At 67.8% G+C, this 22,565-nt stretch carries 18 protein-coding genes; 14 read left to right on the top strand and 4 right to left on the bottom strand.

The features are described 5' to 3' along the window. Positions 1-74 precede the first annotated feature (74 nt). The 3 genes from M4D54_RS11475 to pgi all read right to left on the bottom strand — a co-directional run bounded on the left by M4D54_RS11475 (position 75) and on the right by pgi (position 3,343). Complete coding sequence (locus M4D54_RS11475) at positions 75-953, bottom strand: ABC transporter substrate-binding protein (RefSeq protein WP_193866137.1); 879 nt, start codon at positions 951-953, stop codon at positions 75-77. Continuing rightward, complete coding sequence (locus tag M4D54_RS11470; RefSeq protein ID WP_259891568.1) at positions 950-1,399, bottom strand: extracellular solute-binding protein; 450 nt, start codon at positions 1,397-1,399, stop codon at positions 950-952. Before M4D54_RS11470 ends, M4D54_RS11475 begins: the two co-directional genes overlap by 4 nt. A gap of 234 nt (positions 1,400-1,633) precedes the next feature. Then, positions 1,634-3,343 (bottom strand): glucose-6-phosphate isomerase, encoded by a 1,710-nt coding sequence (gene pgi, locus M4D54_RS11465; protein ID WP_259891566.1) that lies wholly within the window; start codon positions 3,341-3,343, stop codon positions 1,634-1,636. Between the two features lie 233 nt (positions 3,344-3,576). On the opposite strand from pgi, the gene M4D54_RS11460 reads away from it, so the two are divergent. The 7 genes from M4D54_RS11460 to M4D54_RS11430 all read left to right on the top strand — a co-directional run bounded on the left by M4D54_RS11460 (position 3,577) and on the right by M4D54_RS11430 (position 13,556). Continuing rightward, positions 3,577-5,244: an ABC transporter substrate-binding protein gene (locus M4D54_RS11460; RefSeq protein ID WP_259891565.1), complete on the top strand. Its 1,668-nt coding sequence runs from the start codon at positions 3,577-3,579 to the stop codon at positions 5,242-5,244. A gap of 229 nt (positions 5,245-5,473) precedes the next feature. After that, a complete protein-coding gene (locus tag M4D54_RS11455) occupies positions 5,474-7,141 on the top strand; it encodes an ABC transporter substrate-binding protein (protein ID WP_193866140.1) in 1,668 nt (555 codons plus the stop codon). A 102-nt stretch (positions 7,142-7,243) separates the two neighbouring features. Further along, positions 7,244-8,179: an ABC transporter permease gene (locus M4D54_RS11450; protein WP_193866141.1), complete on the top strand. Its 936-nt coding sequence runs from the start codon at positions 7,244-7,246 to the stop codon at positions 8,177-8,179. Further along, the gene (locus M4D54_RS11445) at positions 8,163-9,116 is read left to right on the top strand and encodes an ABC transporter permease (protein ID WP_193866142.1); all 954 of its coding nucleotides are present in this window, start codon (positions 8,163-8,165) and stop codon (positions 9,114-9,116) included. Before M4D54_RS11450 ends, M4D54_RS11445 begins: the two co-directional genes overlap by 17 nt. Then, on the top strand, positions 9,113-11,044 hold the full coding sequence (locus tag M4D54_RS11440) for an ABC transporter ATP-binding protein (protein ID WP_228019512.1): 1,932 nt from the start codon (positions 9,113-9,115) through the stop codon (positions 11,042-11,044). The genes M4D54_RS11445 and M4D54_RS11440 overlap by 4 nt, the downstream gene beginning before the upstream one ends. 132 nt (positions 11,045-11,176) lie before the next feature. Continuing rightward, positions 11,177-13,099 (top strand): translational GTPase TypA, encoded by a 1,923-nt coding sequence (gene typA / locus M4D54_RS11435; protein WP_259891561.1) that lies wholly within the window; start codon positions 11,177-11,179, stop codon positions 13,097-13,099. A 22-nt stretch (positions 13,100-13,121) separates the two neighbouring features. Next, on the top strand, positions 13,122-13,556 hold the full coding sequence (locus M4D54_RS11430; protein WP_259891559.1) for a hypothetical protein: 435 nt from the start codon (positions 13,122-13,124) through the stop codon (positions 13,554-13,556). Between the two features lie 4 nt (positions 13,557-13,560). On the opposite strand, the gene M4D54_RS11425 is transcribed toward M4D54_RS11430, so the two are convergent. Continuing rightward, positions 13,561-13,854: an acetyltransferase gene (locus M4D54_RS11425; RefSeq protein ID WP_228019523.1), complete on the bottom strand. Its 294-nt coding sequence runs from the start codon at positions 13,852-13,854 to the stop codon at positions 13,561-13,563. Between the two features lie 191 nt (positions 13,855-14,045). Here M4D54_RS11425 and fdxA point away from each other — a divergent pair, with 191 nt between their 5' ends. From fdxA to grcA2, 7 genes are all read left to right on the top strand, one after another. Then, a complete protein-coding gene (gene fdxA / locus M4D54_RS11420; protein ID WP_193866144.1) occupies positions 14,046-14,375 on the top strand; it encodes a ferredoxin in 330 nt (109 codons plus the stop codon). A 4-nt stretch (positions 14,376-14,379) separates the two neighbouring features. Next, positions 14,380-15,534, top strand: coding sequence for a succinyldiaminopimelate transaminase (gene dapC, locus M4D54_RS11415; RefSeq protein WP_193866145.1), 1,155 nt, complete (start codon positions 14,380-14,382; stop codon positions 15,532-15,534). Positions 15,535-15,563: 29 nt separating this feature from the next. Then, a complete protein-coding gene (locus tag M4D54_RS11410) occupies positions 15,564-16,916 on the top strand; it encodes a citrate synthase (protein WP_193866146.1) in 1,353 nt (450 codons plus the stop codon). Positions 16,917-17,285: 369 nt separating this feature from the next. Continuing rightward, positions 17,286-19,241 (top strand): hypothetical protein, encoded by a 1,956-nt coding sequence (locus M4D54_RS11405; RefSeq protein WP_259891558.1) that lies wholly within the window; start codon positions 17,286-17,288, stop codon positions 19,239-19,241. A 1-nt stretch (position 19,242) separates the two neighbouring features. Continuing rightward, the gene (locus tag M4D54_RS11400) at positions 19,243-19,911 is read left to right on the top strand and encodes an ATP-binding cassette domain-containing protein (protein ID WP_193866148.1); all 669 of its coding nucleotides are present in this window, start codon (positions 19,243-19,245) and stop codon (positions 19,909-19,911) included. A 170-nt stretch (positions 19,912-20,081) separates the two neighbouring features. After that, complete coding sequence (locus tag M4D54_RS11395; protein ID WP_259891557.1) at positions 20,082-22,211, top strand: pyruvate formate lyase family protein; 2,130 nt, start codon at positions 20,082-20,084, stop codon at positions 22,209-22,211. A 47-nt stretch (positions 22,212-22,258) separates the two neighbouring features. Beyond that, positions 22,259-22,510: an autonomous glycyl radical cofactor GrcA2 gene (grcA2, locus tag M4D54_RS11390; protein WP_193866150.1), complete on the top strand. Its 252-nt coding sequence runs from the start codon at positions 22,259-22,261 to the stop codon at positions 22,508-22,510. Positions 22,511-22,565: the final 55 nt, after the last annotated feature.

Below are 22,565 nucleotides of genomic sequence, written 5' to 3'. Positions count from 1 at the left end.
CGCCTCCAGCCCTGAGCAGGGCCGGAGGCGCGGGGGGGGCCCCGGCGGGGGGGGGGGGGGCCCCGCGGCCGCAGTCATCCGGCCTGCTCCACGACGGAGTCGATGCCGGCCTTGAGATCCTCCATGGCCTGGGCCAGCTCCTTGTTGCCGGCCACCACCTCGGCGAACTGCTTGATGAACTCCTGGGCGGCGGCGTCGAAGTTGGGGGAGTAGGCGGCGGCGAATGTCTCCTCCGGCGTCTCGCCCAGATCGTCGATGAACACGTTCATCTCCTCGTTGCGCACCGGGTACTCGACCCCGGACTCGGTGAGGTCGGCCCGGGTGGGCATGAAGGAGGAGGCCGTGATGAACGACTCCTGCGACTGCGTGGTGTTCATGAACTGCAGGAAGGTGGCGGCCAGCTGGTTCTCCGGTCCCTCGGAGAAGCCCACCATGAACTTGCCGCCGGGGAAGCCGCCTCCGGAGCTCAGGGAGGGGTTCGGCACCGTCGTCCAGCCGAACTCGGCATTGGCCTCGAACTGGGCGACCTGCCAGTTGCCCGAGAGGTACACCGGCACCTGCTGGGCGAGGAACACCTCGTTGGCACCCGCGTACTTGGTGCCGGAGTCCAGCCAGAAGTCCTTGGGGGAGGAGCCGTCGTTGATCATGTCCACCAACGGCTGCAGCGCGGTGGTGGCCGCGGCCGGGTCCAGGGAGCTCTCCTCCTCCTGCACCAGGTACGTGCCGCCCTGGGAGAGGATCGTGGACAGGCGGTGGCCGGACTTGTCCATCGCGAAGGCGAACTCGGTGCCGGCCTTCTCCTGGACCTCCTTGGCGATGGTGACCATCTCCTCCCAGGTCCAAGACTCGGGGACCTCCACGCCGGCCTTCTCGAACAGGTCGGTGTTGACGAAGGGGCCGTTCTGGGTGAGGTCCGAGGCGATCGCCACGATCTTGCCGTCGGCATCGGTCATGCCCACGCGCCCTCGGAGAACTCCTCCAGGTACTCGGCGCCCAGGAAGTCGTCCAGCACCAGCAGGTCACCGGCGAAGGGGGCGGTGGCTGCCACCCGGGCGACGTCCGGGGCCTGCCCACCGGAGAGGCGGGCCTGCAGGGTGGTGGTGATGTCGCTGAAGGGAACGATCTCCAGCTCGACGGTGACGTCGTACTCCTTCTCGAACGCCGCGATCAGATCGCGGGTGGCCTGCTCGTCGGGCCCGTCGGTGAAGTACAGGTAGGAGAGCGTCTTGCCGGCCAGATCGGCCGGGTCCTGCTGCTCGACGGGGTCGCCCCCGCCCTCGTTCGTGGTGGAGCCGCCCGGATTGCACGCGGCCAGCGTGCCGGCAGCGAGAGCGGCGGTGCCGCCCAGGGCGAAACCACGACGGGACAGTCGGGAGGTGGTGGCAGGCGTGCGGGACATCGCGGTCCTCCTTGACAGCGTTGCGGGGCCCCCTGCGGTGTGCCCCGCAGGGGTGCGCCGTGATGCACGGCACAGGCCCATGGTGGGACCGAGGTCCCGGACCGCCACCCGATTGCCGTCGGTTGCCGAGAGTCGGGCCGAACCGTGATCGGTCCTTCACCGGCCGTCCACCTGAAGGGTCGCTGCGCAGCCGACGGGAGGGGCTGGGGGAGCCCCCGCCGTCGGCTCGCCCGGTCAGCCCTGTGCGCGGTGCTCGCGGTAGTAGCGGATCAGCGCGGCGGTCGAGGAATCCTCGGCCCCGATCGCCTCCTCGTCACCGGCCACCGCGGGGGCCAGGCCCTTGGCCAGCTGCTTGCCCAGCTCCACCCCCCACTGGTCAAAGGAGTTGATGCCCCACACCACGCCCTGCACGAAGGTGATGTGCTCGTACAGCGCGATCAGCTGGCCCAGCACCGAGGGGCTCAGCTTCGGCGCCATGATCGAGGTGGTGGGCCGGTCGCCGGAGAACTCGCGGGCCGCGACCAGTGCTCCCTCGGTGCCCTCGGCGCGTACCTCCTCGGCGGTCTTGCCGAAGGCCAGGGCCTTGGTCTGGGCGAAGAAGTTCGCCAGGAACAGCTCGTGGACGTCCTGCTCGCCGTCGGCCAGCGGGTGGTCCGGGGTGGCGAAGGCGATGAAGTCCGCCGGGATGAGCCGGGTGCCCTGGTGGAGCAGCTGGTAGAAGGCATGCTGCCCGTTAGTGCCGGGCTCGCCCCAGAACACCTCGCCGGTGTCGTAGGAGACCAGCGAGCCGTCCCAGCGCACCGACTTGCCGTTGGACTCCATCGTCAGCTGCTGCAGGTAGGCGGGGAAGCGGTGCAGGTACTGGGAGTACGGCAGCACCGCGTGGGTCTCGGCGCCCTGGAAGTTCACGTTCCACACGTTGAGCATGCCCATCAGCACGGGCACGTTGTCCTCGAGCGGGGCGGTGCGGAAGTGCTCGTCCACGGCGTGGAAGCCGGCCAGCAGCTCCTCGAAGGCGCCCGGTCCCAGCACGGTCGCCAGCACGGTGCCGATCGCGGAGTCCACGCTGTAGCGGCCGCCCACCCAGTTCCAGAAGCCGAAGGCGTTGGCGGGGTCGATGCCGAACTCCTCCACCTTGTCCAGGGCGGTGGAGACGGCCACGAAGTGGCGGCGCACCGCCTCCGCCTCGCGGCCCTCCTCCAGGCCCTGCGCACGCAGCCCGCCCAGCAGCCACTCCCGCACCAGTCGCGCGTTGGTGATGGTCTCCAGGGTGGTGAAGGTCTTGGAGGCCACGATCACCAGGGTGGTCTCGGGATCGAGGTCCGCGGTGGTGGCATGGGCGTCGGTGGGGTCGATGTTGGAGATGAAGCGAGCGGCAAGGCCCTCCTGGGCCAGCGGCTTCAGCGCCTCGTAGACCATCACCGGTCCCAGGTCACTGCCGCCGATGCCGATGTTGACCACGGTCTCGATGCGCTTGCCGGTCACACCGGTCCACTCCCCGGAGCGCACCTGGTCCGCGAACTCGTACACCCGGCGAAGGGTCTCGTGCACGTCGGCGTCCACCTCCTGGCCGTCCACCTCCAGGGCGGGCTCGGTGCCCTCGGGCCGGCGCAGCGCCGTGTGCAGCACGGCACGGTCCTCGGTGGTGTTGATGTGCGCGCCGGCGAACATCGCATCGCGGCGCTCCTCCAGGCCCACCTCGCGCGCCAGGTCCAGCAGCAGTGCGAGGGTCTCGGCGGTGATGAGGTTCTTGGACAGGTCCACGTGCAGATCGGCCGCGGTGCGGGTGAAGCGCTCTGCGCGCTGCGGATCGGCCTCGAACCACTCGCGCAGCGAGGCGGTGAGGGACTGGTCATGGGCCTCGAGGGCTTCCCAGGCCGCGGTGGTGGTGGGATCGACGGGGGCGTCGGTGGCGGAGGGCGCAGGGTTCGGTGTGGCAGTCATGGCCCCATTGTGGCGTGCAGGGCCCGAAGAGGTCGACGCAGCGGTGCTGAGCACCGGGCCGGCAGCGCGGCCCCCTGCGTGCAGGGGCAACCAAGAAACCTTCGCCGAGGACACCTGCCGACGGTAACAAGTTCATCACGAAGTGGTGCGGCGCACACTCGGTGGTCACCGGTACGACATTGTTCATCTCAGTTCTTCTGTACATCCAGCTCGTTGCCCTCGAAGGAGAAGCGATGAACATTCGCCGTCGCACCATCATCCAGTCCACGACTCTGGCGGGAACCGCCACCGTGGCGCTCGCCGCGTGCGGCGGAGATGACGGCGGGGGTGGGGGTGCCGGGGGCGCCGGGGGCTCGGACGGAGGCGGCTCAGCCGACGCGGTGGTCACGCTCAACAACACCGAGCCGCAGAACCCCCTAGTCACCACCAACTCGATCGAGATGGGCGGGATCAACATCCTGGTGAACCTCTACTCGGGGCTGTTCAGCTACGACGCCGAGGGTGCTGCTCAGGAGGAGATGGCGGAGTCCGTCGAGACGGAGGACAGCCAGCACTACACGATCACGATCAAGGACGGGTGGACCTTCACCAACGGCGACCCTGTCACCGCGCAGAGCTTCGTCGACGCCTGGAACCACGGTGCCAACGGCGCCAACGGTCAGGTCAATTCCTATTTCTTCGAGTCCATCGAGGGGTACGCGGACGTCTCCGCCGAGGACGCGGACCCTTCGGCGACGATGAGCGGTCTCACCGTGGTGGACGACCTCACCTTCGAGGTCACGCTGGTGTCCCCGCAGTCCGACTTCCCAATCCGGCTGGGTTACATCGCCTACTCGCCCCTGCCGCAGGCCTACTTCGATGATCCGGAGGGCTTCGGCCAGGCCCCCATCGGCAACGGGCCGTACCGCCTGGTGGAGTGGAACCAGAACCAGAACGCGCTGCTGGAGGTCAACCCCGACTACAGCGGCCCGCGCAAGCCGGCCAACGGGGGCCTCGACTTCGTGGTCTATCAGGACCCCGAGACGGCCTACAACGACATGCTCTCCGGCGGTCTGGATGTGATCGACACCATCCCGGCCAGCGCCCGCTCCTCGTACCAGGACGAGCTCGGGGACCGCGCCGTCAGCAAGCCCGCGGCCACGATCGCCTTCTTCGGGATCCACATGGAGGATCCCGACTTCACGGGGGAGGCAGGCATGCTGCGCCGCCAGGCGATCTCCCGCGCGATCGACCGTCAGACGATCTGCGACACGATCTTCCACGGCACCACCTCGCCCTCCACCGACTTCATCTCACCGGCGGTGGCCGGGCACTCCGAGTCCATCCCCGGCAACGAGGTGCTGCAGTACGACGAGGCCGAGGCCAAGCGCCTGTGGGAGGAGGCAGAGGCGATCCAGCCCTTCCAGGGACCGTTCACACTCTCCTACAACGCCGACGGCAGCCATCAGGAGTGGGTCGAGGCGATCTGCAACGGTCTGAAGAACGTGCTGGGAATCGAGGCCCAGGGCAACTCCTTCCCCGACTTCAAGTCGCTGCGCGAGGCGACCACCGGCCGCACCATCACGGGGGCGTTCCGCAGCAGCTGGGTCGCCGACTACCCCTCGATGTACAACTTCCTCGGCCCGCTGTACTCCAGCGCCGCGGCCGAGGGGCGGGGCTCGAACAACTGGGACTACATGAACCCCGAGTTCGACGAGATGCTGCAGGAGGGGCTCAGCGCGACCAGTGAGGAGGAGTCCCTGCGGATCGGCCAGCAGGCGCAGGAGCTGCTGCTGCGCGACCTGCCGGGGATCCCACTGTGGTTCAGCAGCGTGTCGGCGGGCTATGCGGATACGGTCGACAACGTCGAGTTCAACTGGGGCTCGCAGCCGATCTACTACCAGATCACCAAGCAGGCGTGAGCGCCGACAACGGGGCTGACGCCAGACGGAATGCACGCTCTGACCGGGGACGGAGGTCCCCGGCAGCCCAACCGCAACACAACCGTTACCGGAGATGGCGCGCTATCGTTCCGGACGGGTGCAGACTGTTGCAAACCCCGGGCGGCGCCAAGAAGCGCCGCCCGGAGCAGGAAACGGATGGGGCACTGACGCCCATCACGCACACCACTGAACCTCACAGGAGGCTTGCATGGCCATTTCGCGACGTTCGATGATCCTCGGCACCGCCGCGTCCGGCACCGCGGCCCTCACCCTCGCCGCGTGCGGCGGCGATGACGGCGGCAACGGTGGCGGCGGCAACGGCAGTGACAACGGGGGCGGCGGCGACACCGGCGCCATCGTCATGATCAACGGCACCGAGCCGCAGAACCCGCTGCACACCACCAACACCAACGAGGTGGGCGGCGGCAAGATCCTGCAGAACCTCTTCTCCGGCCTGGTGTACTACGACGCCGAGGGGACCCCGCAGAACGAGATGGCGGAGTCCATCGAGACCGACGACAGCCAGAACTACACCATCACGATCGCCGACGGCTGGACCTTCACCAACGGCGACCCGGTCACGGCGCAGAACTTCGTGGACGCCTGGAACTACGGCGCCAACGGTGCGAACGGCCAGTACTCCTCGTACTTCTTCGAGTCGATCGACGGCTACGCCGACATCTCCGGGAAGGACGCCGATGCCTCCGCCACCCTCAGCGGTCTCGAGGTGGTCGACGACCGCACCTTCACCGTGAAGCTCTCCTCGCCCCAGTCGGACTTCCCGACCCGCCTGGGCTACACCGCCTACTCGCCCCTGCCCCAGGCCTTCTTCGATGACCCCGAGGCCTTCGGCGAGGAGCCGATCGGCAACGGCCCGTACAAGCTGGTGGCCTGGAACCACAACCAGAACGCCGAGCTCGAGGTGAACCCGGACTACAACGGTCCGCGCAAGCCCGAGAACGGCGGCCTGGACTTCGTCTTCTACCAGGACCAGGAGACCGCCTACAACGACCTGCTCTCCGGCGGCCTCGACGTCATCGACGCGATCCCGCCCAGCGCCCTGTCGAGCTTCGAGAGCGAGCTGGGGGAGCGGGCGGTCAACCAGCCCGCGGCGGGCAACGCGACCATCACCATCCACGTGGACGACCCCAACTTCTCCGGGGAGGCCGGGACGCTGCGCCGCAAGGCCATCTCCCGCGCCATCAACCGCCCGGAGATCTGCGAGGCGATCTACGGCGGCACCCGCACCGCCGCCACCGACTTCACCACCCCCGTGGTCAACGGCTACTCGGATTCCATCCCCGGCAACGAGGTGCTCGAGTTCGACGAGGCCGAGGCGAAGAAGCTGTGGGACGAGGCCGAGGCCATCCAGCCCTTCGAGGGCTCCTTCAGCCTCTCCTACAACGCCGACGGCGGGCACCAGGAGTGGGTGGACGCGGTCTGCAACTCGATCCGCAACGTGCTGGGCATCGAGGCTGCCGGCAACTCCTACCCGGACTTCAAGTCCCTGCGCGACGACGTCACCGCCCGCACCATCGAGGGCGCGTTCCGCACCGGCTGGCAGGCCGACTACCCCTCGATGTACAACTTCCTGGGCCCGCTCTACACCTCGGCCGCGGCCGACGGCCAGGGCTCCAACGACGCCGACTACAAGAACCCCGAGTTCGACGAGGCGCTGCTGGCGGGCCTGTCCGCCACGGACGAGGAGGAGTCGTACACCCTCGGCCAGAAGGCGCAGGAGATCCTGTTCCAGGACCTCCCGTCGATCCCGCTGTGGTTCAACAACGTCGCCGGCGGCTACGCCGAGACGGTGGAGAACGTCGTCTTCGGCTGGGACTCCCAGCCGATCTACCATCAGATCACCAAGCAGGCCTGATCACGCACGGGCGGGGGCACGGGCGCGCGGCCGACGGCTGCGCCCTGGGTCCCCGCCCCGTGCCGTGCCCGTCCCGTCCCCTACCCCCTTGGGAAGTGCAGTATGACCTGGTACGTGCTTCGTCGCGTGCTGCAGATGATCCCGGTCTTCTTCGGCGCCACACTCCTCGTGTACTTCATGGTGTTCTTCATGCCCGGCGATCCGATCGCCGCTCTGGGAGGCGACAAGCCGCTCCCGGAGGCCGCGCAGGCCCGTCTGCGCGAGGAGTTCAACCTCGACAAGCCGTTCCTGGTGCAGTACTTCCTGTACCTGGCGAACATCTTCCAGGGTGACCTGGGATCCACCTTCCGCGGCCAGTCGATCAGCGGGCAGCTGGCCGACGCGTTCCCCATCACCATCCGCCTGGCGATCATCGCCATCGTCTTCGAGGCCGTGCTCGGCATCGCCGCCGGCGTGATCTCCGGCCTGCGCAAGGGCACCTGGATCGACACCACCTTCCTGATGCTCTCGCTGCTGGTGATCGCGGTTCCCACCTTCGTGCTGGGCTTCGTGGCGCAGTTCGTGCTGGGCGTCCAGCTGCGGGTGATGCCGGTCAACGTCGGCCGCGACCCCAGCTGGGAGAACCTCCTGGTTCCCGGGATGGTGCTGGGCGCGGTGTCCTTCGCCTACGTGCTGCGTCTGACCCGCACCCAGGTCGCGGAGGTCGCCGCTCAGGACCACGTGCGCACCGCCACCGCCAAGGGCCTCCCGCGCCACCGCGTGGTCTCCGCCCACGTGCTGCGCAACTCCCTGATCCCGGTGATCACGTACATCGGCATCGATCTGGGCATGCTGATGGGCGGCGCCATCGTCACCGAGTCCATCTTCAACATCCCCGGCATCGGCTTCCACCTGTGGGACGCCATCAGAGCCGGCGAGAACACGAAGGTCGTCACGATCGTGACCCTGCTGGTGACGGTGTTCGTCATCGCGAACCTGATCGTCGACATCCTGTACGCCCTTCTCGACCCGAGGATCCGCTATGTCTCGAAGTCCTGACACCCTCCCCGGGCAGCACCACTACGTCGCGCCCTCGAACGAGGTGCCGCTGCGCGCGGTCGACGCCGTCGACACCGAGGCCGAGCCTCGTTCGCTGTGGGGCGAGGCCTGGCACTCGCTCATCCGCAACCCCATCTTCATCATCGCCGGCATCATGATCGCGTTCATCCTGCTGGTGGCCCTGCTGCCCGGGCTGTTCACCGACAACGACCCGAAGTTCTGCGAGCTGCGCAACAGCTACGGCGGGCCGCAGGCCGGGCATCCGTTCGGCTTCGACCAGCAGGGCTGCGACGTGTACGCCCGGGTCATCCACGGTGCCCGGGCCTCCGTCAGCGTCGGAGTCCTCACCACCATCGGGGTGGTGCTGCTGGGCGGCGCCATCGGCGCGATCGCCGGCTACTTCGGCGGCTGGTTCGATTCGATCCTCTCCCGCGTCACCGACATCTTCTTCGCGATCCCGCTGGTGCTGGGCGCCATCGTGGTCATGCAGCTGTTCCGCGAGCACGCCGGGGTGGTGCTGCTGGTGTCGGTGATGGTGGTGTTCGGGTGGACCTCGATCGCGCGCATCGCCCGCTCGAGCGTGATGAGCGTGAAGAACGCCGAGTTCGTCACCGCCGCCACCGCTCTGGGCGCCGGCCGCACCACCAACCTGGTCAAGCACATCCTGCCCAATGCGGTCGCCCCGGTGATCGTGACCGCCACCGTGAACCTCGGGGTCTACATCGTGGTGGAGGCCACCCTGTCGTTCCTGGGTGTGGGCCTGCCCGACTCCACCGTCTCCTGGGGGGTGGACATCTCCAAGGCCCAGTCCGCCCTGCGCGACCGCCCCACGCTGCTGTTCTACCCGGCCGGTGCGCTGGCCATCACCGTGCTCAGCTTCATCATGATGGGTGATGCGGTGCGCGACGTCCTCGACCCGAAGGCGAAGAAGCGATGACACAGACCGGCAGGATCTCCTTCCGGGAGGACCCGAACCCCGAGCTCCGCGACGGCGAGCTCCGCGACGGCCAGGCCTCCAGCAGCGGACATGACCACGCATCGACCCCGCTGCTGGACATCCAGGACCTCGACGTCACCTTCACCACCTCCGCGGGACCCGTGCCCGCGGTGCGCGGTGCCAACCTCACCGTCTACCCGGGGCAGACGGTCGCCATCGTGGGCGAGTCGGGCTCGGGCAAGTCCACCACCGCCATGGCGATCTCCCAGCTGCTGCCGCGCAACGGCGCCATCACCGGGGGTCGGATCGAATTCCAGGGCACCGACATCGCCGCGGCCGACCGCAAGCAGATCCTCGCCCTGCGCGGCAGTGAGATCGGCCTGGTTCCCCAGGACCCGATGAGCAACCTCAACCCCCTGTGGCGGGTGGGATTCCAGATCAAGGAGGCCCTGGTCGCCAACGGCATCGCCAAGGGGAAGGAGGCGGACCGTCGCGTCGTCGAGCTGCTCGCCGAGGCAGGGCTGCCCGACCCCGAGCGCCGCGCCAACCAGTTCCCCCACGAGTTCTCCGGAGGCATGCGCCAGCGGGCGCTGATCGCCATGGGGCTCGCGGCGCGCCCCTCCCTGCTGATCGCCGACGAGCCCACCAGCGCGCTCGACGTCACCGTGCAGCGGCAGATCCTGGACCACCTGGACCACCTCACCGACAGCCTCGACGTGGCCGTGCTGCTGATCACCCACGACCTGGGCCTGGCCGCCGAGCGCGCCCAGCATCTGGTGGTGATGTACCGCGGTCACGTGGTGGAGTCCGGTCCCGCCCTGCAGCTGCTGCAGGACCCGCAGCACGCGTACACCCAGCGCCTGATCGCAGCGGCCCCGTCCCTGTCCAGCCGGCGCCTGGTCTCCCAGCGTGAGCGCGCCCGCACGCGCCAGGACGCCGAGAAGGCGGCCCGGGCCCGTGACCCCCTGCCTGGACGGCACGACGACGGCGACGACGTGATCGTGGCGGAGAACCTCACGCGCGTGTTCTCGATCCGCGGTCGCGCACCGTGGGAGAAGCCCACCCCGTTCACCGCGGTCGACGACGTCTCCTTCCGGCTGCGTCGCGGCACCACCACCGCGATCGTCGGCGAGTCCGGCTCCGGCAAGTCGACCGTCGCGCAGATGGTGCTGAAGCTCCTGGAGCCCACCTCCGGCCAGGTGCGGTTCGACGGGCGCGATCTGGCGCAGATGTCCTCCAAGGAGCTGTTCGAGCTGCGGCGCCGCGTCCAGCCCATCTTCCAGAACCCCTACGGCACCATCGATCCCACGTACTCGATCTTCCGCACCGTGGAGGAGCCGCTGCGCCTGCACGGCATCGGGACCCGGCGCGAACGGGTGGCCCGGGTGCGGGACCTGCTGGACAAGGTGGCGCTGCCCACCGGGGTGATGGACCGCTACCCCAATGAACTCTCCGGCGGTCAGCGGCAGCGTGTGGCCATCGCCCGCGCGCTGGCCCTGGAGCCGGAAGTGGTGGTGTGCGACGAGGCCGTGTCCGCCCTCGACGTGCTGGTGCAGGCCCAGGTGCTCGAACTGCTCAACGATCTGCAGAGCGAACTGGGGCTGTCCTACATCTTCATCACGCACGACCTCGCGGTGGTGCGCCAGATCGCCGATGACGTGCTGGTGATGGAGCAGGGCCGGGTCGTCGAGCACGCGCCCACCGAGCAGGTCTTCACCGACCCGCAGCAGGAGTACACCCGACGTCTGCTGGACGCCATTCCCGGCCGCAGCATCGAGCTGGCGGGATCGCGGATCCTCGGCGACCTCGAGGAGGCGCAAGCCCCCACCACCGACAGCATGGTCAGCGAGGACGAGCAGGAGCAGGCCGTCCGCGGCCCCATCGCGTCGGAGGGCGAGGACCCGTACACCACCGGCGGCGTGGTCTGACCCGGCGCATCGCCGACGTGTCCTCCACGACCATCGCGCGCCCCCGGGCCTGAGCACTTGTAGAATCGCCACGGCCCGGGGCGCGCCAGTTGCTGCGCCCCACCTTGCGACTCGAAACGAGCACTCACCCGTATGACACTTCGCCACCGCACCGACCTGCGCAACGTCGCGATCGTCGCCCACGTCGACCACGGCAAGACGACCCTGGTCGACGCCATGCTCACCCAGGGCGGCGCCTTCAGCGACCACGACAAGCACGACGAGCGGGCGATGGACTCCGGTGAGCTGGAGCGCGAGAAGGGCATCACGATCCTCGCCAAGAACACGGCGATCCGCTACACCGGCCCCTCGGCCGCGGAAGCCGGCGAGCCCGGCGGCATCACCATCAACGTGATCGACACCCCCGGCCACGCCGACTTCGGCGGCGAGGTGGAGCGCGGCCTGTCCATGGTGGACGGCGTGGTGCTGTTGGTGGACGCCTCCGAGGGCCCCCTGCCGCAGACCCGCTTCGTGCTGCGCAAGGCCCTGGCCGCCAAGCTCCCCGTGATCCTGGTGGTCAACAAGGTCGACCGGCCCGACGCCCGCATCGACGAGGTCGTGGGCGAGACCACCGACCTGCTGCTGGGTCTGGCCTCCGATGTCGCCGAGGAGGTCGAGGACCTCGACCTCGACTCGGTGCTGGACATGCCGGTGGTGTACGCCTCCGGCAAGGCCGGCCGGGCCTCGCTGACCAAGCCGGTCGACGGGACCCTCCCGGAGGAGACCACGGTGGAGGCGCTGTTCGCCACCATCCTGGAGTCGATCCCCGCTCCCACCTATGACGACGAGGTGCCGCTGCAGGCCCACGTCACCAACCTCGACGCCTCCCCGTTCCTGGGCCGCCTGGCCCTGCTGCGCATCAAGAGCGGTGAGCTGACCAAGGGCCAGCAGGTGGCGTGGTGCCAGTCCGATGGTGAGATCCGCACCGTCAAGGTCACCGAGCTGCTGGAGACCAAGGGACTCACCCGCGAGCCGATGACCCGCACTGCCCGCCCCGGCGACATCGTGGCCGTGGCAGGCATCCCGCAGATCATGATCGGCGAGACACTCGCCGATCCGAACGATCCCCGCCCCCTGCCGCTGATCGAGATCGACGAGCCGGCGATCTCCATGACGATCGGCATCAACACCTCCCCGCTCGCCGGCAAGAACGCCAAGGGCCACAAGCTCACCGCCCGTCAGGTGAAGGACCGCCTGGCCTCCGAGCTGGTGGGCAACGTGTCCCTGCGGGTGCTGCCCACCGATCGACCGGACGCCTGGGAGGTGCAGGGCCGCGGCGAGCTGGCCCTGGCGATCCTGGTGGAGCAGATGCGTCGCGAGGGCTTCGAGCTCACCGTGGGCAAGCCCACCGTGCTGACCCGCCAGATCGACGGTGTGGTCCAGGAGCCCGTGGAGCGGATGACCATCGACGTGCCCGAGGAGTACCTGGGCACCGTCACCCAGCTGATGGCCGCCCGCAAGGGCCGCATGGAGACCATGAGCAACCACGGCTCCGGCTGGGTGCGCATGGAGTTCACCGTCCCGTCCCGCGGCCTGATCGGCTTCCGCACCCTCTTCCTCACCGAGACCCGCGGCAACGGCATCGCCTCCTCCTACGCGGACGGCTTCGCCCCGTGGATGGGCACCATCGAGTTCCGCAGCACCGGCTCCCTGGTGGCCGACCGCGCCGGTGCCGTCACCCCGTACGCGATGATCAACCTGCAGGAGCGCGGCTCCTTCTTCGTGGAGCCCACCAGCGAGGTCTACGAGGGCCAGGTGGTGGGGGAGAACTCCCGCAGCGAGGACATGGACGTCAACATCACCAAGGAGAAGAAGCTGACGAACATGCGCGCCGCCTCGGCGGACTCCTTCGAGAACCTGGTGCCGCCGCGCAGGCTCACCCTGGAGGAGTCCCTCGAGTTCGCCGCCGAGGACGAGTGCGTCGAGGTCACGCCGCAGATCGTGCGCATCCGCAAGGTGATCCTGGATGCGGGTGAGCGCGCCCGGGCCCGCTCCCGTGCCAAGACCGGCGCCTGAGGGACCGGACCGAGAGCGCCCCGTGACACAGCAGCTCCCGCCGATCGACACCCAGTCCCTGGCCGCCCGCTTCTCCCAGGTGGCACTGGCGATCGTTCTCACGATCCTGTCGGTGGTGCTGCTGGTGACCACGCACCGGCTGCGGCTGGACATCGGTGGCCTCGAGCTGCCCGCCGGACTGCTGTTCGGCGCGGTGTTCCAGGTGACGGCCTGCGTGTTCCTCTACGCGGCCACCGGCTCGCGACTGCCGCTGGCGGTGGTGGGCTCGCTGTGGGGACTGCTGGCGATGCCCTTCCTGGGCCGTGGCGTGGGCGGCGGCGTGCTGTTCCCCGCCGCGATCGGCGACCAGATCCAGTACTCCGGCTGGATCGTGCAGGGGATCGGCGTACTGCTGCCGTTCGTGATGATCGGCGTCATCACCCTGGTGCGTCGTCGAGGGCGAGCGCCGCGGGCCTGACCCCTCAGCCCTCCGGCTGGGCGACGGGCTGTCGGCGCGGCGGGGGAGGGGGCACCTCCTTGGAGGCGACCATTAGGGTGCGGGGCACCGTGACGCGGCCACGCCTTGTCATCACGTCGACCGCCTTCTGATCGACCTCCAGGATCGTGCCCAGGGCGTCGGTCATCGACTCGCCGTGCGGCGAGGAGGTGCGGTCGATCGCGTAGCGCAGCACCACTCGGCGTCCGGGCTCCAGGAACGGGGCCCATCCCGGGCGGCGGCGGTGGCCGTCGTTCATCATCACGTATGCCTCCGACATCCTCTCGACTCGGTCGGTCCGTCCGTTTCCAGGCTGGCAGGTTACTGCCGGGAAGGGTGCGGTGACCACCGCCGGCGAGGGTCTGGGGATGTTCGGCCCGTCACGCCGCAGCCGCCGCGCCGGGCGCCGGTTCCCCTTACCGCGCCTCACAGTGCGATGATGGGACGGTCCCCGTCGGAAGGAACTGCACCATGACGTACGTCATCGCCCTGCCCTGTGTCGATGTGAAGGATCGGGCGTGCGTGGACGAGTGTCCGGTGGACTGCATCTACGAGGGCAATCGGATGCTGTACATCCAGCCCGACGAGTGCGTGGACTGCGGTGCCTGCGAGCCGGTGTGCCCGGTCGAGGCGATCTTCTACGAGGACGACGTCCCGGACCAGTGGGCCGAGTACTACGACGCCAACGTCGACTTCTTCGACGAGCTCGGCGCGCCCGGCGGCGCGGCGAAGATGGGTGTGATCGACAAGGACCACCCGCTGATCGAGGCGCTCCCGCCCCAGCCCAACCCGCTGGCCTGAGCCCGTGGGAGCAGCACCGCGCACCTCGCTCGCCTCCCGCCTGCCGGTATTCCCGTGGGACACCCTGGCCGAGGCCCGCGACCTGGCCGCCTCGCACGCGGACGGCATGGTCGACCTCTCCGTCGGCACGCCCGTGGATCCCACACCCGCCTCGGTGCAGCAGGCGCTCGCCGATGCGGCCGACTCCCACGGCTACCCCACCACCATCGGCACCCCCGCCCTGCGCGAGGGCATCGTCTCCTTCCTGCACCGGCACCGGGCTGCCCCGCCCTCCCTGGGCGCGGAGAACGTGCTTCCCACCATCGGCTCCAAGGAGCTGGTGGCGCACCTGCCCTTCCAGCTCGGCCTCGGCCCCGGGGATGCCGTCGCGTTCCCGCACGTGGCCTATCCCACCTACGACATCGGAGCCCGCCTGGTGGGCGCCCAGCCCCTGCCGGTGGACATGGTGCGCCTGGCCGCCGAGGGGGAGGCTGCCCTGCCCGATCCCTCGCTGGCCTCCCGGATCCGGCTGCTGTGGCTGAACTCGCCCTCGAACCCCACCGGCGCGGTGCTGGAGGCGGACCAGATCGCCGCGATCGTGCGCTGGGCCCGCGAGCGCGGCATCGTGGTCGCCTCCGACGAGTGCTACGCCCTGCTGCCGTGGACCGTCGACGAGGTGCCCTCGGTGCTGGACCCCCGCGTGAACGAGGGGAGCCTCAGCGGCCTGCTGTGCGTGTACTCGCTGTCCAAGCAGTCCAACCTGGCTGGCTACCGCGCTGCCTTCGTGGCCGGCGACCCGGCCCTGGTGGGGGAGCTGCTGGCGGTGCGCAAGCAAGCCGGAATGATGATCCCCGGCCCCATCCAGACCGCCATGGCCGCAGCCCTGGACGATGACGACGCGGTGGCGGCTCAGCGCGAGACCTACCGGGCGCGTCGCGCACTGCTCGCCGGCGCACTGCGCGACGCCGGTGGTGAGATCCACGGATCGGACGCAGGCCTGTACCTGTGGACCACCTTCCGCGAGGACTGCGCCACGTCCGTGCGCGCACTGGCCGGTCTGGGGATCCTGGTGGCCCCGGGGATGTTCTATGGTGAAGCAGGCGGGACCTTCGTCCGCGTGGCACTGACGGCCACCGACGAGCGGATCGCCGCTGCCGCCCGGCGCCTGCAGCGCCACTGAACGATCCGACCACGCACAACGGAGAGCCCATGGATCACGCGACGACGCCCGCCCGCCTCAGCTACGACGAGAAGACCCTCGATCTGCCGCGCATCGACGCCGTGGAGGGCAATCCGGGCATCGGGATCGGGCCGCTGCGCAAGGAGACCGGCGCGGTCACCTACGACCCCGGTTTCATGAACACCGCCAACACCACCTCGGAGATCACCTACATCGACGGTGACGAGGGGATCCTGCGCTACCGCGGCTACCCCATCGAGCAACTCGCCGAGCACTCCACCTACCTCGAGGTGGCCTACCTGCTGATCCACGGCGAGCTGCCCACCCGCGGCCAGCTCGACAACTTCTCCGCCCAGGTGGAGCGCCGCACCCTGCTGGACGAGCGCTTCCGTCGGCTGTTCGACGACTACCCGCGCGATGCCCACCCGATGGCGGTGCTGCAGGCCGGCGTCTCCGCGCTGTCCACCTTCTACCAGGACTCCCTGGATCCCTTCGACGAGGAGCAGGTGCGGCTGTCCTCGGTGCGGCTGCTGGCCAAGATGCCCACGATGGCGGCCTACGCCCATCGCATCGCGCAGGGCCACGCGCTGCTGTACCCGGACAACCGCCTCTCCCTGATCGAGAACTTCCTGCGCCTGACCTTCGGCTTCCCGGTCGAGGAGTACATCGCCGACCCGGCCGTGGTGCGGGCCATGGAGCAGCTTCTGATCCTGCATGCGGACCACGAGCAGAACTGCTCCACCTCCGCGGTGCGCCTGGTGGGCTCGGCCCAGGCCAACCTGTTCACCTCGATCTCGGCCGGCATCGGCGCGCTGTCCGGCCCTGCGCACGGCGGCGCCAATGCCGCGGTGATGGAGATGCTCAACCTGATCCGCGACGAGGGCATCGACCCCCGCGACTACATGGAGAAGGTGAAGAACAAGGAGGACGGCATCCGGCTGATGGGCTTCGGCCACCGGGTGTACAAGAACTACGACCCCCGCGCCCGCATCGTCAAGAGCATCGCCGACACCGTGCTGGAGCGCCTGGGCGTCAACGACGAGCGCCTGGAACTGGCGATGAAGCTCGAGGAGATCGCGCTGAACGACGACTACTTCGTCGAGCGCAAGCTGTACCCGAACGTGGACTTCTACACCGGCATCATCTACAAGGCGATGGGCTTCCCCACCCAGATGTTCACGGTGCTGTTCGCGATCGGTCGCCTGCCCGGCTGGATCGCGCAGTGGCAGGAGATGATCCACGACCCGGACACCAAGATCGGCCGCCCGCGCCAGATCTACACCGGCCACCCCGAGCGCCCGTACCAGGCGATGGAGGAGCGCACCGGCACCAGCGAGCTGCGCCTGGCGGAGCTCAAGGCCGAGATCGACAAGCGGGGCTGAAGCCGGTCCGATCGGCTGGACGGGCCCACACGCCCCGATGCAGAGGCCCGGAGTGCTCGCAAAAGCTCGAGACGGTGTCGAGACCGTGAACGGTTGAAGAACATCACGTTGACGCGCGGTCCTCGCCCCCCCTCCTGGTAGCTTCATCCCACGTCGGGTGACCGGCTTGTGGATCCAACAGGACAAAGGGGTTTGTTGTGATGTCTGTACCGAAGACAAGAACCCCGAGAGATACTGCAAGTAGATTGACAGATCGTTATGGTGCATAACCTCGCGAGCCGAGCCAGCCGGGTCAACGTGAAGACCAGGCTGGCTCGGTTCACCTCGCGATGGCGCTGCGACCTGCTCGTCGTCGGTGTGGTGCTTCTGATGAGCATCACCTCGGTGCTCACAGGCCTTGTCTCAGCTGTTGAAACGGACTCGACTTTTCCCCGAGGTGCTCAGCTGACGCTCATCATCCGGGGCGCACCACCGGGAGTCACACCGGAAACGCTCACTGAGGAGTTCCGTGAGCTGCGGCCCCAGTTTGTTGAGAGCTCCCTGCACGGAGAGATCATTCACGCGCCGTTGGAGACGGAATCCGGATCAGAGCTCACCTGGCAGCTTCCCCTGGGCCGCAGCACAACGCTTTCCGCGGGCACGTACCCCGATTCCGCCACTGGCGTGATGACCCTGCAGGGAGACATCGCAGAGATGGCGCAAGTGGTGCGCAGCCTCAACGAGCAAGGGTATGAGACCATCGCGACCATCCGTACCACTGCGACTGACCTTCCGCCGTGGATGGCGCCACCTCTTGGGCCGATCACCTTTCTCGCCTTCCTCTGTGCCGTCGGTTCGACAACTCTGCTGCACCTGAACCGGCGAGTTGCAGCAGCCGCGATCGATCAGACCTTGGGGCGCCGCCGCCTTGCGGCTCGAGGGCGCGATGGACTCGCCCTGGTCTGCTGGGCTTTGGCAACGACGATGGTGGTCGGAGCGGTTGCCATAGCAGCAGTGGGATTCTTCTCCCCTTCAGCGCTTCGCGCCACAGGTTTCGTTCCTCTGCTGATTGCCACGCTGCTTCTGCAGTGGGGCGGAATCGTGAGCGCCATGGCGGCGGCAGTCGTTGTCAGCGAGGTCACGGCTGCGCCGCTGCTGGAACGGTTGCACTCCGTGGCTTCACAGCAGGCGATCATCGCCGCTTCCGCAGCGGCGCTGGCACTGTTCACTGGAACTGCCCTGGTGATTACTCCGGTGATGGTGAACGTCGTTGACCAGTTGCGCTCCTCGGCGCGGGTCGGCGAGCAGTGGGAGAACGTCCCGGACGTCACCTCGGTGAGCCTGTTCGCTCTGGCCGAGCCAGAACTGCAGGCATCCGCTCCCAGTGTCCGTCAGCTTGTCCTCGAGAGCTCACTGGCCGGAACCGCTGTGCTCAACGATCCTGACGATGAGTGCGAGATGGCTGCCGCAGGCCTCGGCGGCGACTGTGTTCTGCACCTCAATGACACTTTCTTCTCGCTGTCCGGCCAGAAACCGGAGCAGTTCGGACTGCCTGAAGTTGCTCAATCAGAGCTGATCGTTGCCATTCCGCGATCCCGGGCGATGGACAGCGATCAGATCACGCACACCGCACAGGAATGGGCTGGCTTCGAGTCTCGCGCCGACTGTGAAGTCACTGGTGATGGGTGCACGGATATCCCCGCACCTCCGACTGTTCGGGTCGTGACCTATGAGGATGGGTTCACTCTGGAGTCATTCACGGCGAACTCAAGTTTGCACGGTGGTCCTGCCGAGTATTCGAATCCGGTTCTGTACTACTACTCATTGAGTTCGCCCTGGTTGTCGACCGTGAATACCATCGGTGCCATTTCTGGTGGAGGGATATCCTTCATGCAGAGTGCCGAGGTCGTGCGTGAGCAATGGGTCGGTGCAGGGCTGCGCGACCTCGTGGCAGACGTAACTTCCTCACGGGAATCGGCATTGGTGGCCGCCCAAAGGCTGCGGAACGAAGCGCTGGTGAACGGCACACGAGTTCTGATCGCTCTCGCCGTGTCGGTCGTCTCCGTCGTGCTGCTGGCAGCGGCTGAGTGCCGCCGCCAGCACGATCGCCTGCTGGCAGCATTCGTGCTGGGCCGCAGGTGGTTGTCCCGGCACTGGCGATTCCTCAGCCTGGCTGGAGCATCCCTGGCGGCCGGGCTGGGAATGGCGGTGACACTGCGTGGCACTGATCGAGGCAGCGACTGGGTGCTGTGGGCGATCTGTCTAGGAGTGCTGATGACCCTCGCTGCTTTCACGGTGTCCCGGTTCGATCGCAGGATCTGCGGCGATTCGGTCAAGGAGAGATGAGATGGCTGATAAGACGGTGGCTCTCACAGCTGAGAACCTGTCCAAGAGCTTCGGCAGCCGCGGCCTCTGGGAGGGATTCAGCCACCGCTTCGACGCCGGCAGTCTCACCATCCTCTCCGGTCCGAGCGGATGCGGCAAGACCACCCTGCTGAACTGCCTCAGCCTGCTGGAACGGGTGGATCAGGGGCGGCTCCTGCTGGGTGAGGAGGTGATCTCCCCGTCCATGCGTCGGCGGCTGTACCGCACGACCTTCGGGTTCCTGTTCCAGAACAGGGGACTGGTGGAGCAGGACACCGTGGAGCGGAACCTCAGGCTGTCGCCGCAGCTCAGCGGAATCCCCCGCAAGGAGGCCGCCCGTCGAATCGACGAGGCCCTGGAGCAGGTTGGTGTGCTCACGCAGAAGAACGACCCCGTCTTCCAGCTCAGCGGCGGTGAGTACCAGCGTGTGGCTTTCGCTCGGCTCATCGTCCACGGGGCGCGGGTCGTATTCGCCGATGAGCCCACGGCCTCGCTCGACGACGGCAACGCCCGGAGGGTCATCGAACTGCTGCGCGAGCATGCGGACGGCGGTGGCATCGTCATCTGCGCGACCCATGACGCGGCAGTGCTCGCGGCTGCTGACGGGACAGTCGACGTCTCGTCGTTCGCGACGCAGGCCACTGCTCGCTGAGACCCCTCGCAGACCCCGGGATGTGAGGCGTCTCATGTGAGCCACGCCGCAGGTCAGGGGCCATTTTCCGGGACCTTCTGCCTCGGAGGTGTCAGGACCTGGCCTTATGGTGGTGTCAACCCAGGAGGGCCGTGCGCCGACCGGCTCTCCGGCACCACGAGGAGGATCAGATGACGTCCGCCACCACCGAGCGCCCCACCGATGCGGTTGCAGGAGGTGACGCGTGGGAGGGCTTCGAGCCGGGTCCCTGGCAGGAGTCCATCGATCTGCGCGACTTCATCCTGCGCAACTACACCCCGTACGAAGGTGATGCCTCGTTCCTCGCCGGCCCCACCGAGAAGACCCTGAAGGTCTGGGATCACCTGGAGAAGAACTACCTCTCCGAGGAGCGTCGCCGCCGCGTCTACGACGTCGACACCAAGACCCCCGCCGACATCGATGCGTTCCCGGCCGGATACATCTGCCCCGAGGACGACGTCATCGTCGGTTTGCAGACCGACGTCCCGCTCAAGCGCGCCATGATGCCCAACGGCGGCTGGCGCATGGTCGAGACCGCGATCAAGGAGGCCGGCAAGGAGCCGGACCCCGAGATCAAGAAGGTCTTCACGAGGTACCGCAAGACGCACAACGACGGTGTCTTCGACATCTACACCCCGCGCATCCGCGCTGCCCGCTCCAGCCACATCATCACCGGTCTGCCGGACGCCTACGGCCGCGGCCGCATCATCGGGGACTACCGTCGTCTCGCCCTGTACGGGGCGGACTTCCTGATCGCCGAGAAGATGGCCGCCAAGGACGCCGTGGCGGACCAGCCCTTCAGCGAGCACTGGGCCCGCTACCGCGAGGAGCACTCCGAGCAGATCAAGGCTCTCAAGAAGCTCGTCACCCTGGGTGAGATCTACGGTCTGGACCTCAAGCGTCCCGCCGCCAACGCGCAGGAAGCGGTGCAGTGGACCTACATGGCCTACCTCGCCTCCGTGAAGAGCCAGGACGGCGCCGCGATGTCCCTCGGCCGCCTCTCCGCGTTCCTGGACGTCTACTTCGAGCGCGACCTCAAGGCCGGGAAGATCACCGAGTCCGACGCCCAGGAGATCATCGATGCGCTGGTGATCAAGCTGCGCATCGTGCGGTTCCTGCGCACCATCGACTACGACCAGATCTTCTCCGGTGACCCGTACTGGGCCACCTGGTCGGACGGCGGCATGACCGAGGACGGCCGCTCGCAGGTCACCAAGACCTCGTTCCGCCTGCTTCAGACCCTGCGCAACCTGGGGCCGGCCCCGGAGCCGAACATCACCGTGTTCTGGGATCCGAAGCTGCCCGAGGGCTACAAGGAGTTCTGCTCGGCCATCTCGATCGAGACCTCCTCGATCCAGTACGAGTCCGATGAGCAGATCCGTGGCCGCTGGGGTGACGACGCAGCGATCGCCTGCTGCGTCTCCCCGATGAGGGTCGGCAAGCAGATGCAGTTCTTCGGCGCTCGCGTCAACGCCGGCAAGGCTCTGCTGTACGCCATCAACGGCGGTCGCGACGAGATCAGCGGCAAGCAGGTCACCGAGGAGGGCGAGTTCACGCCCGTCCAGGGCGACGGCCCGCTGGACTTCGACGACGTGTGGGAGAAGTACGAGCACATGCTCGACTGGGTGGTCGGCACCTACGTCGAGGCGCTGAACATCATCCACTACAGCCACGACAAGTACGCCTACGAGTCGATCGAGATGGCGCTGCACGACAGCGAGATCGTGCGCACCATGGGCTGCGGCATCGCGGGCCTGTCCATCGTGGCGGACTCCCTGTCGGCCATCAAGCACGCCACCGTCACCCCGGTGCGTGACGAGACCGGCCTGATCGTGGACTACATCACCGAGGGCGAGTTCCCCCGCTACGGCAACGACGATGATCGCGCCGACGACATCGCCGCGACGATCGTGCACACGGTGATGCAGAAGATCAAGGAGATCCCGATGTACCGGGATGCCATCCCCACCCAGTCGGTCCTGACCATCACCTCGAACGTGGTGTACGGCAAGGCCACCGGCTCCTTCCCCTCCGGTCACCAGAAGGGCACCCCCTTCTCCCCGGGTGCGAACCCGGAGAACGGCGCGGACTCCCACGGGATGGTCGCCTCGATGCTGTCGGTCGGCAAGCTCGACTACAACGACGCGCTCGACGGCATCTCGCTCACCAACACCATCACCCCGCAGGGTCTGGGACGCACCAAGGACGAGCAGGTCAAGAACCTGGTCGGCATCCTGGACGCCGGCTTCGTGATGGACGACGACTGCACCCTGACCAATTGATCACCCCGATCATCAACCGTCGAACTCAACCACTCGAGGAGAAACCGATGTCTGCCAAGACCTACGCCGAGCGCCTGGAGTCCATGAAGGCCAACCGGGCCGCCAACAACATGGAGTCCGGCCTGTTCCACGCCAACATCAACGTCCTGAACAAGGACACCCTGGTGGACGCGATGGAGCACCCGGAGAACTACCCGAACCTCACGGTCCGTGTCTCCGGCTACGCCGTGAATTTCGTGAAGCTCACCCGCGAGCAGCAGCTGGACGTGCTGGATCGCACCTTCCATCAGAGCGCCTGAGCGACGCCCTGCATCGGAGCGCCATCACGGCGCCATGACCACCGGCGGGGGGGGG

The sequence above is a fragment of the Brachybacterium sp. p3-SID1565 genome, assembly GCF_025143785.1.
GTDB lineage: Bacteria > Actinomycetota > Actinomycetes > Actinomycetales > Dermabacteraceae > Brachybacterium > Brachybacterium epidermidis.
This window is presented reverse-complemented; position numbering and strand designations above follow the sequence as displayed.

Bases quoted from the DNA above. Each gene is read 5' to 3' on its own strand.
- grcA2 (WP_193866150.1), top strand. From the start codon at position 22,259: ATGTCTGCCAAGACCTACGCCGAGCGCCTGGAGTCCATGAAGGCCAAC.
- M4D54_RS11445 (WP_193866142.1), top strand. From the start codon at position 8,163: ATGTCTCGAAGTCCTGACACCCTCCCCGGGCAGCACCACTACGTCGCG.
- M4D54_RS11460 (WP_259891565.1), top strand. From the start codon at position 3,577: ATGAACATTCGCCGTCGCACCATCATCCAGTCCACGACTCTGGCGGGA.
- M4D54_RS11440 (WP_228019512.1), top strand. From the start codon at position 9,113: ATGACACAGACCGGCAGGATCTCCTTCCGGGAGGACCCGAACCCCGAG.
- M4D54_RS11450 (WP_193866141.1), top strand. From the start codon at position 7,244: ATGACCTGGTACGTGCTTCGTCGCGTGCTGCAGATGATCCCGGTCTTC.
- M4D54_RS11425 (WP_228019523.1), bottom strand. From the start codon at position 13,854: ATGTCGGAGGCATACGTGATGATGAACGACGGCCACCGCCGCCGCCCG.
- M4D54_RS11475 (WP_193866137.1), bottom strand. From the start codon at position 953: ATGACCGATGCCGACGGCAAGATCGTGGCGATCGCCTCGGACCTCACC.
- M4D54_RS11405 (WP_259891558.1), top strand. From the start codon at position 17,286: ATGAGCATCACCTCGGTGCTCACAGGCCTTGTCTCAGCTGTTGAAACG.
- M4D54_RS11410 (WP_193866146.1), top strand. From the start codon at position 15,564: ATGGATCACGCGACGACGCCCGCCCGCCTCAGCTACGACGAGAAGACC.
- M4D54_RS11395 (WP_259891557.1), top strand. From the start codon at position 20,082: ATGACGTCCGCCACCACCGAGCGCCCCACCGATGCGGTTGCAGGAGGT.
- typA (WP_259891561.1), top strand. From the start codon at position 11,177: ATGACACTTCGCCACCGCACCGACCTGCGCAACGTCGCGATCGTCGCC.
- M4D54_RS11470 (WP_259891568.1), bottom strand. From the start codon at position 1,399: ATGTCCCGCACGCCTGCCACCACCTCCCGACTGTCCCGTCGTGGTTTC.
- M4D54_RS11455 (WP_193866140.1), top strand. From the start codon at position 5,474: ATGGCCATTTCGCGACGTTCGATGATCCTCGGCACCGCCGCGTCCGGC.
- fdxA (WP_193866144.1), top strand. From the start codon at position 14,046: ATGACGTACGTCATCGCCCTGCCCTGTGTCGATGTGAAGGATCGGGCG.
- pgi (WP_259891566.1), bottom strand. From the start codon at position 3,343: ATGACTGCCACACCGAACCCTGCGCCCTCCGCCACCGACGCCCCCGTC.
- M4D54_RS11400 (WP_193866148.1), top strand. From the start codon at position 19,243: ATGGCTGATAAGACGGTGGCTCTCACAGCTGAGAACCTGTCCAAGAGC.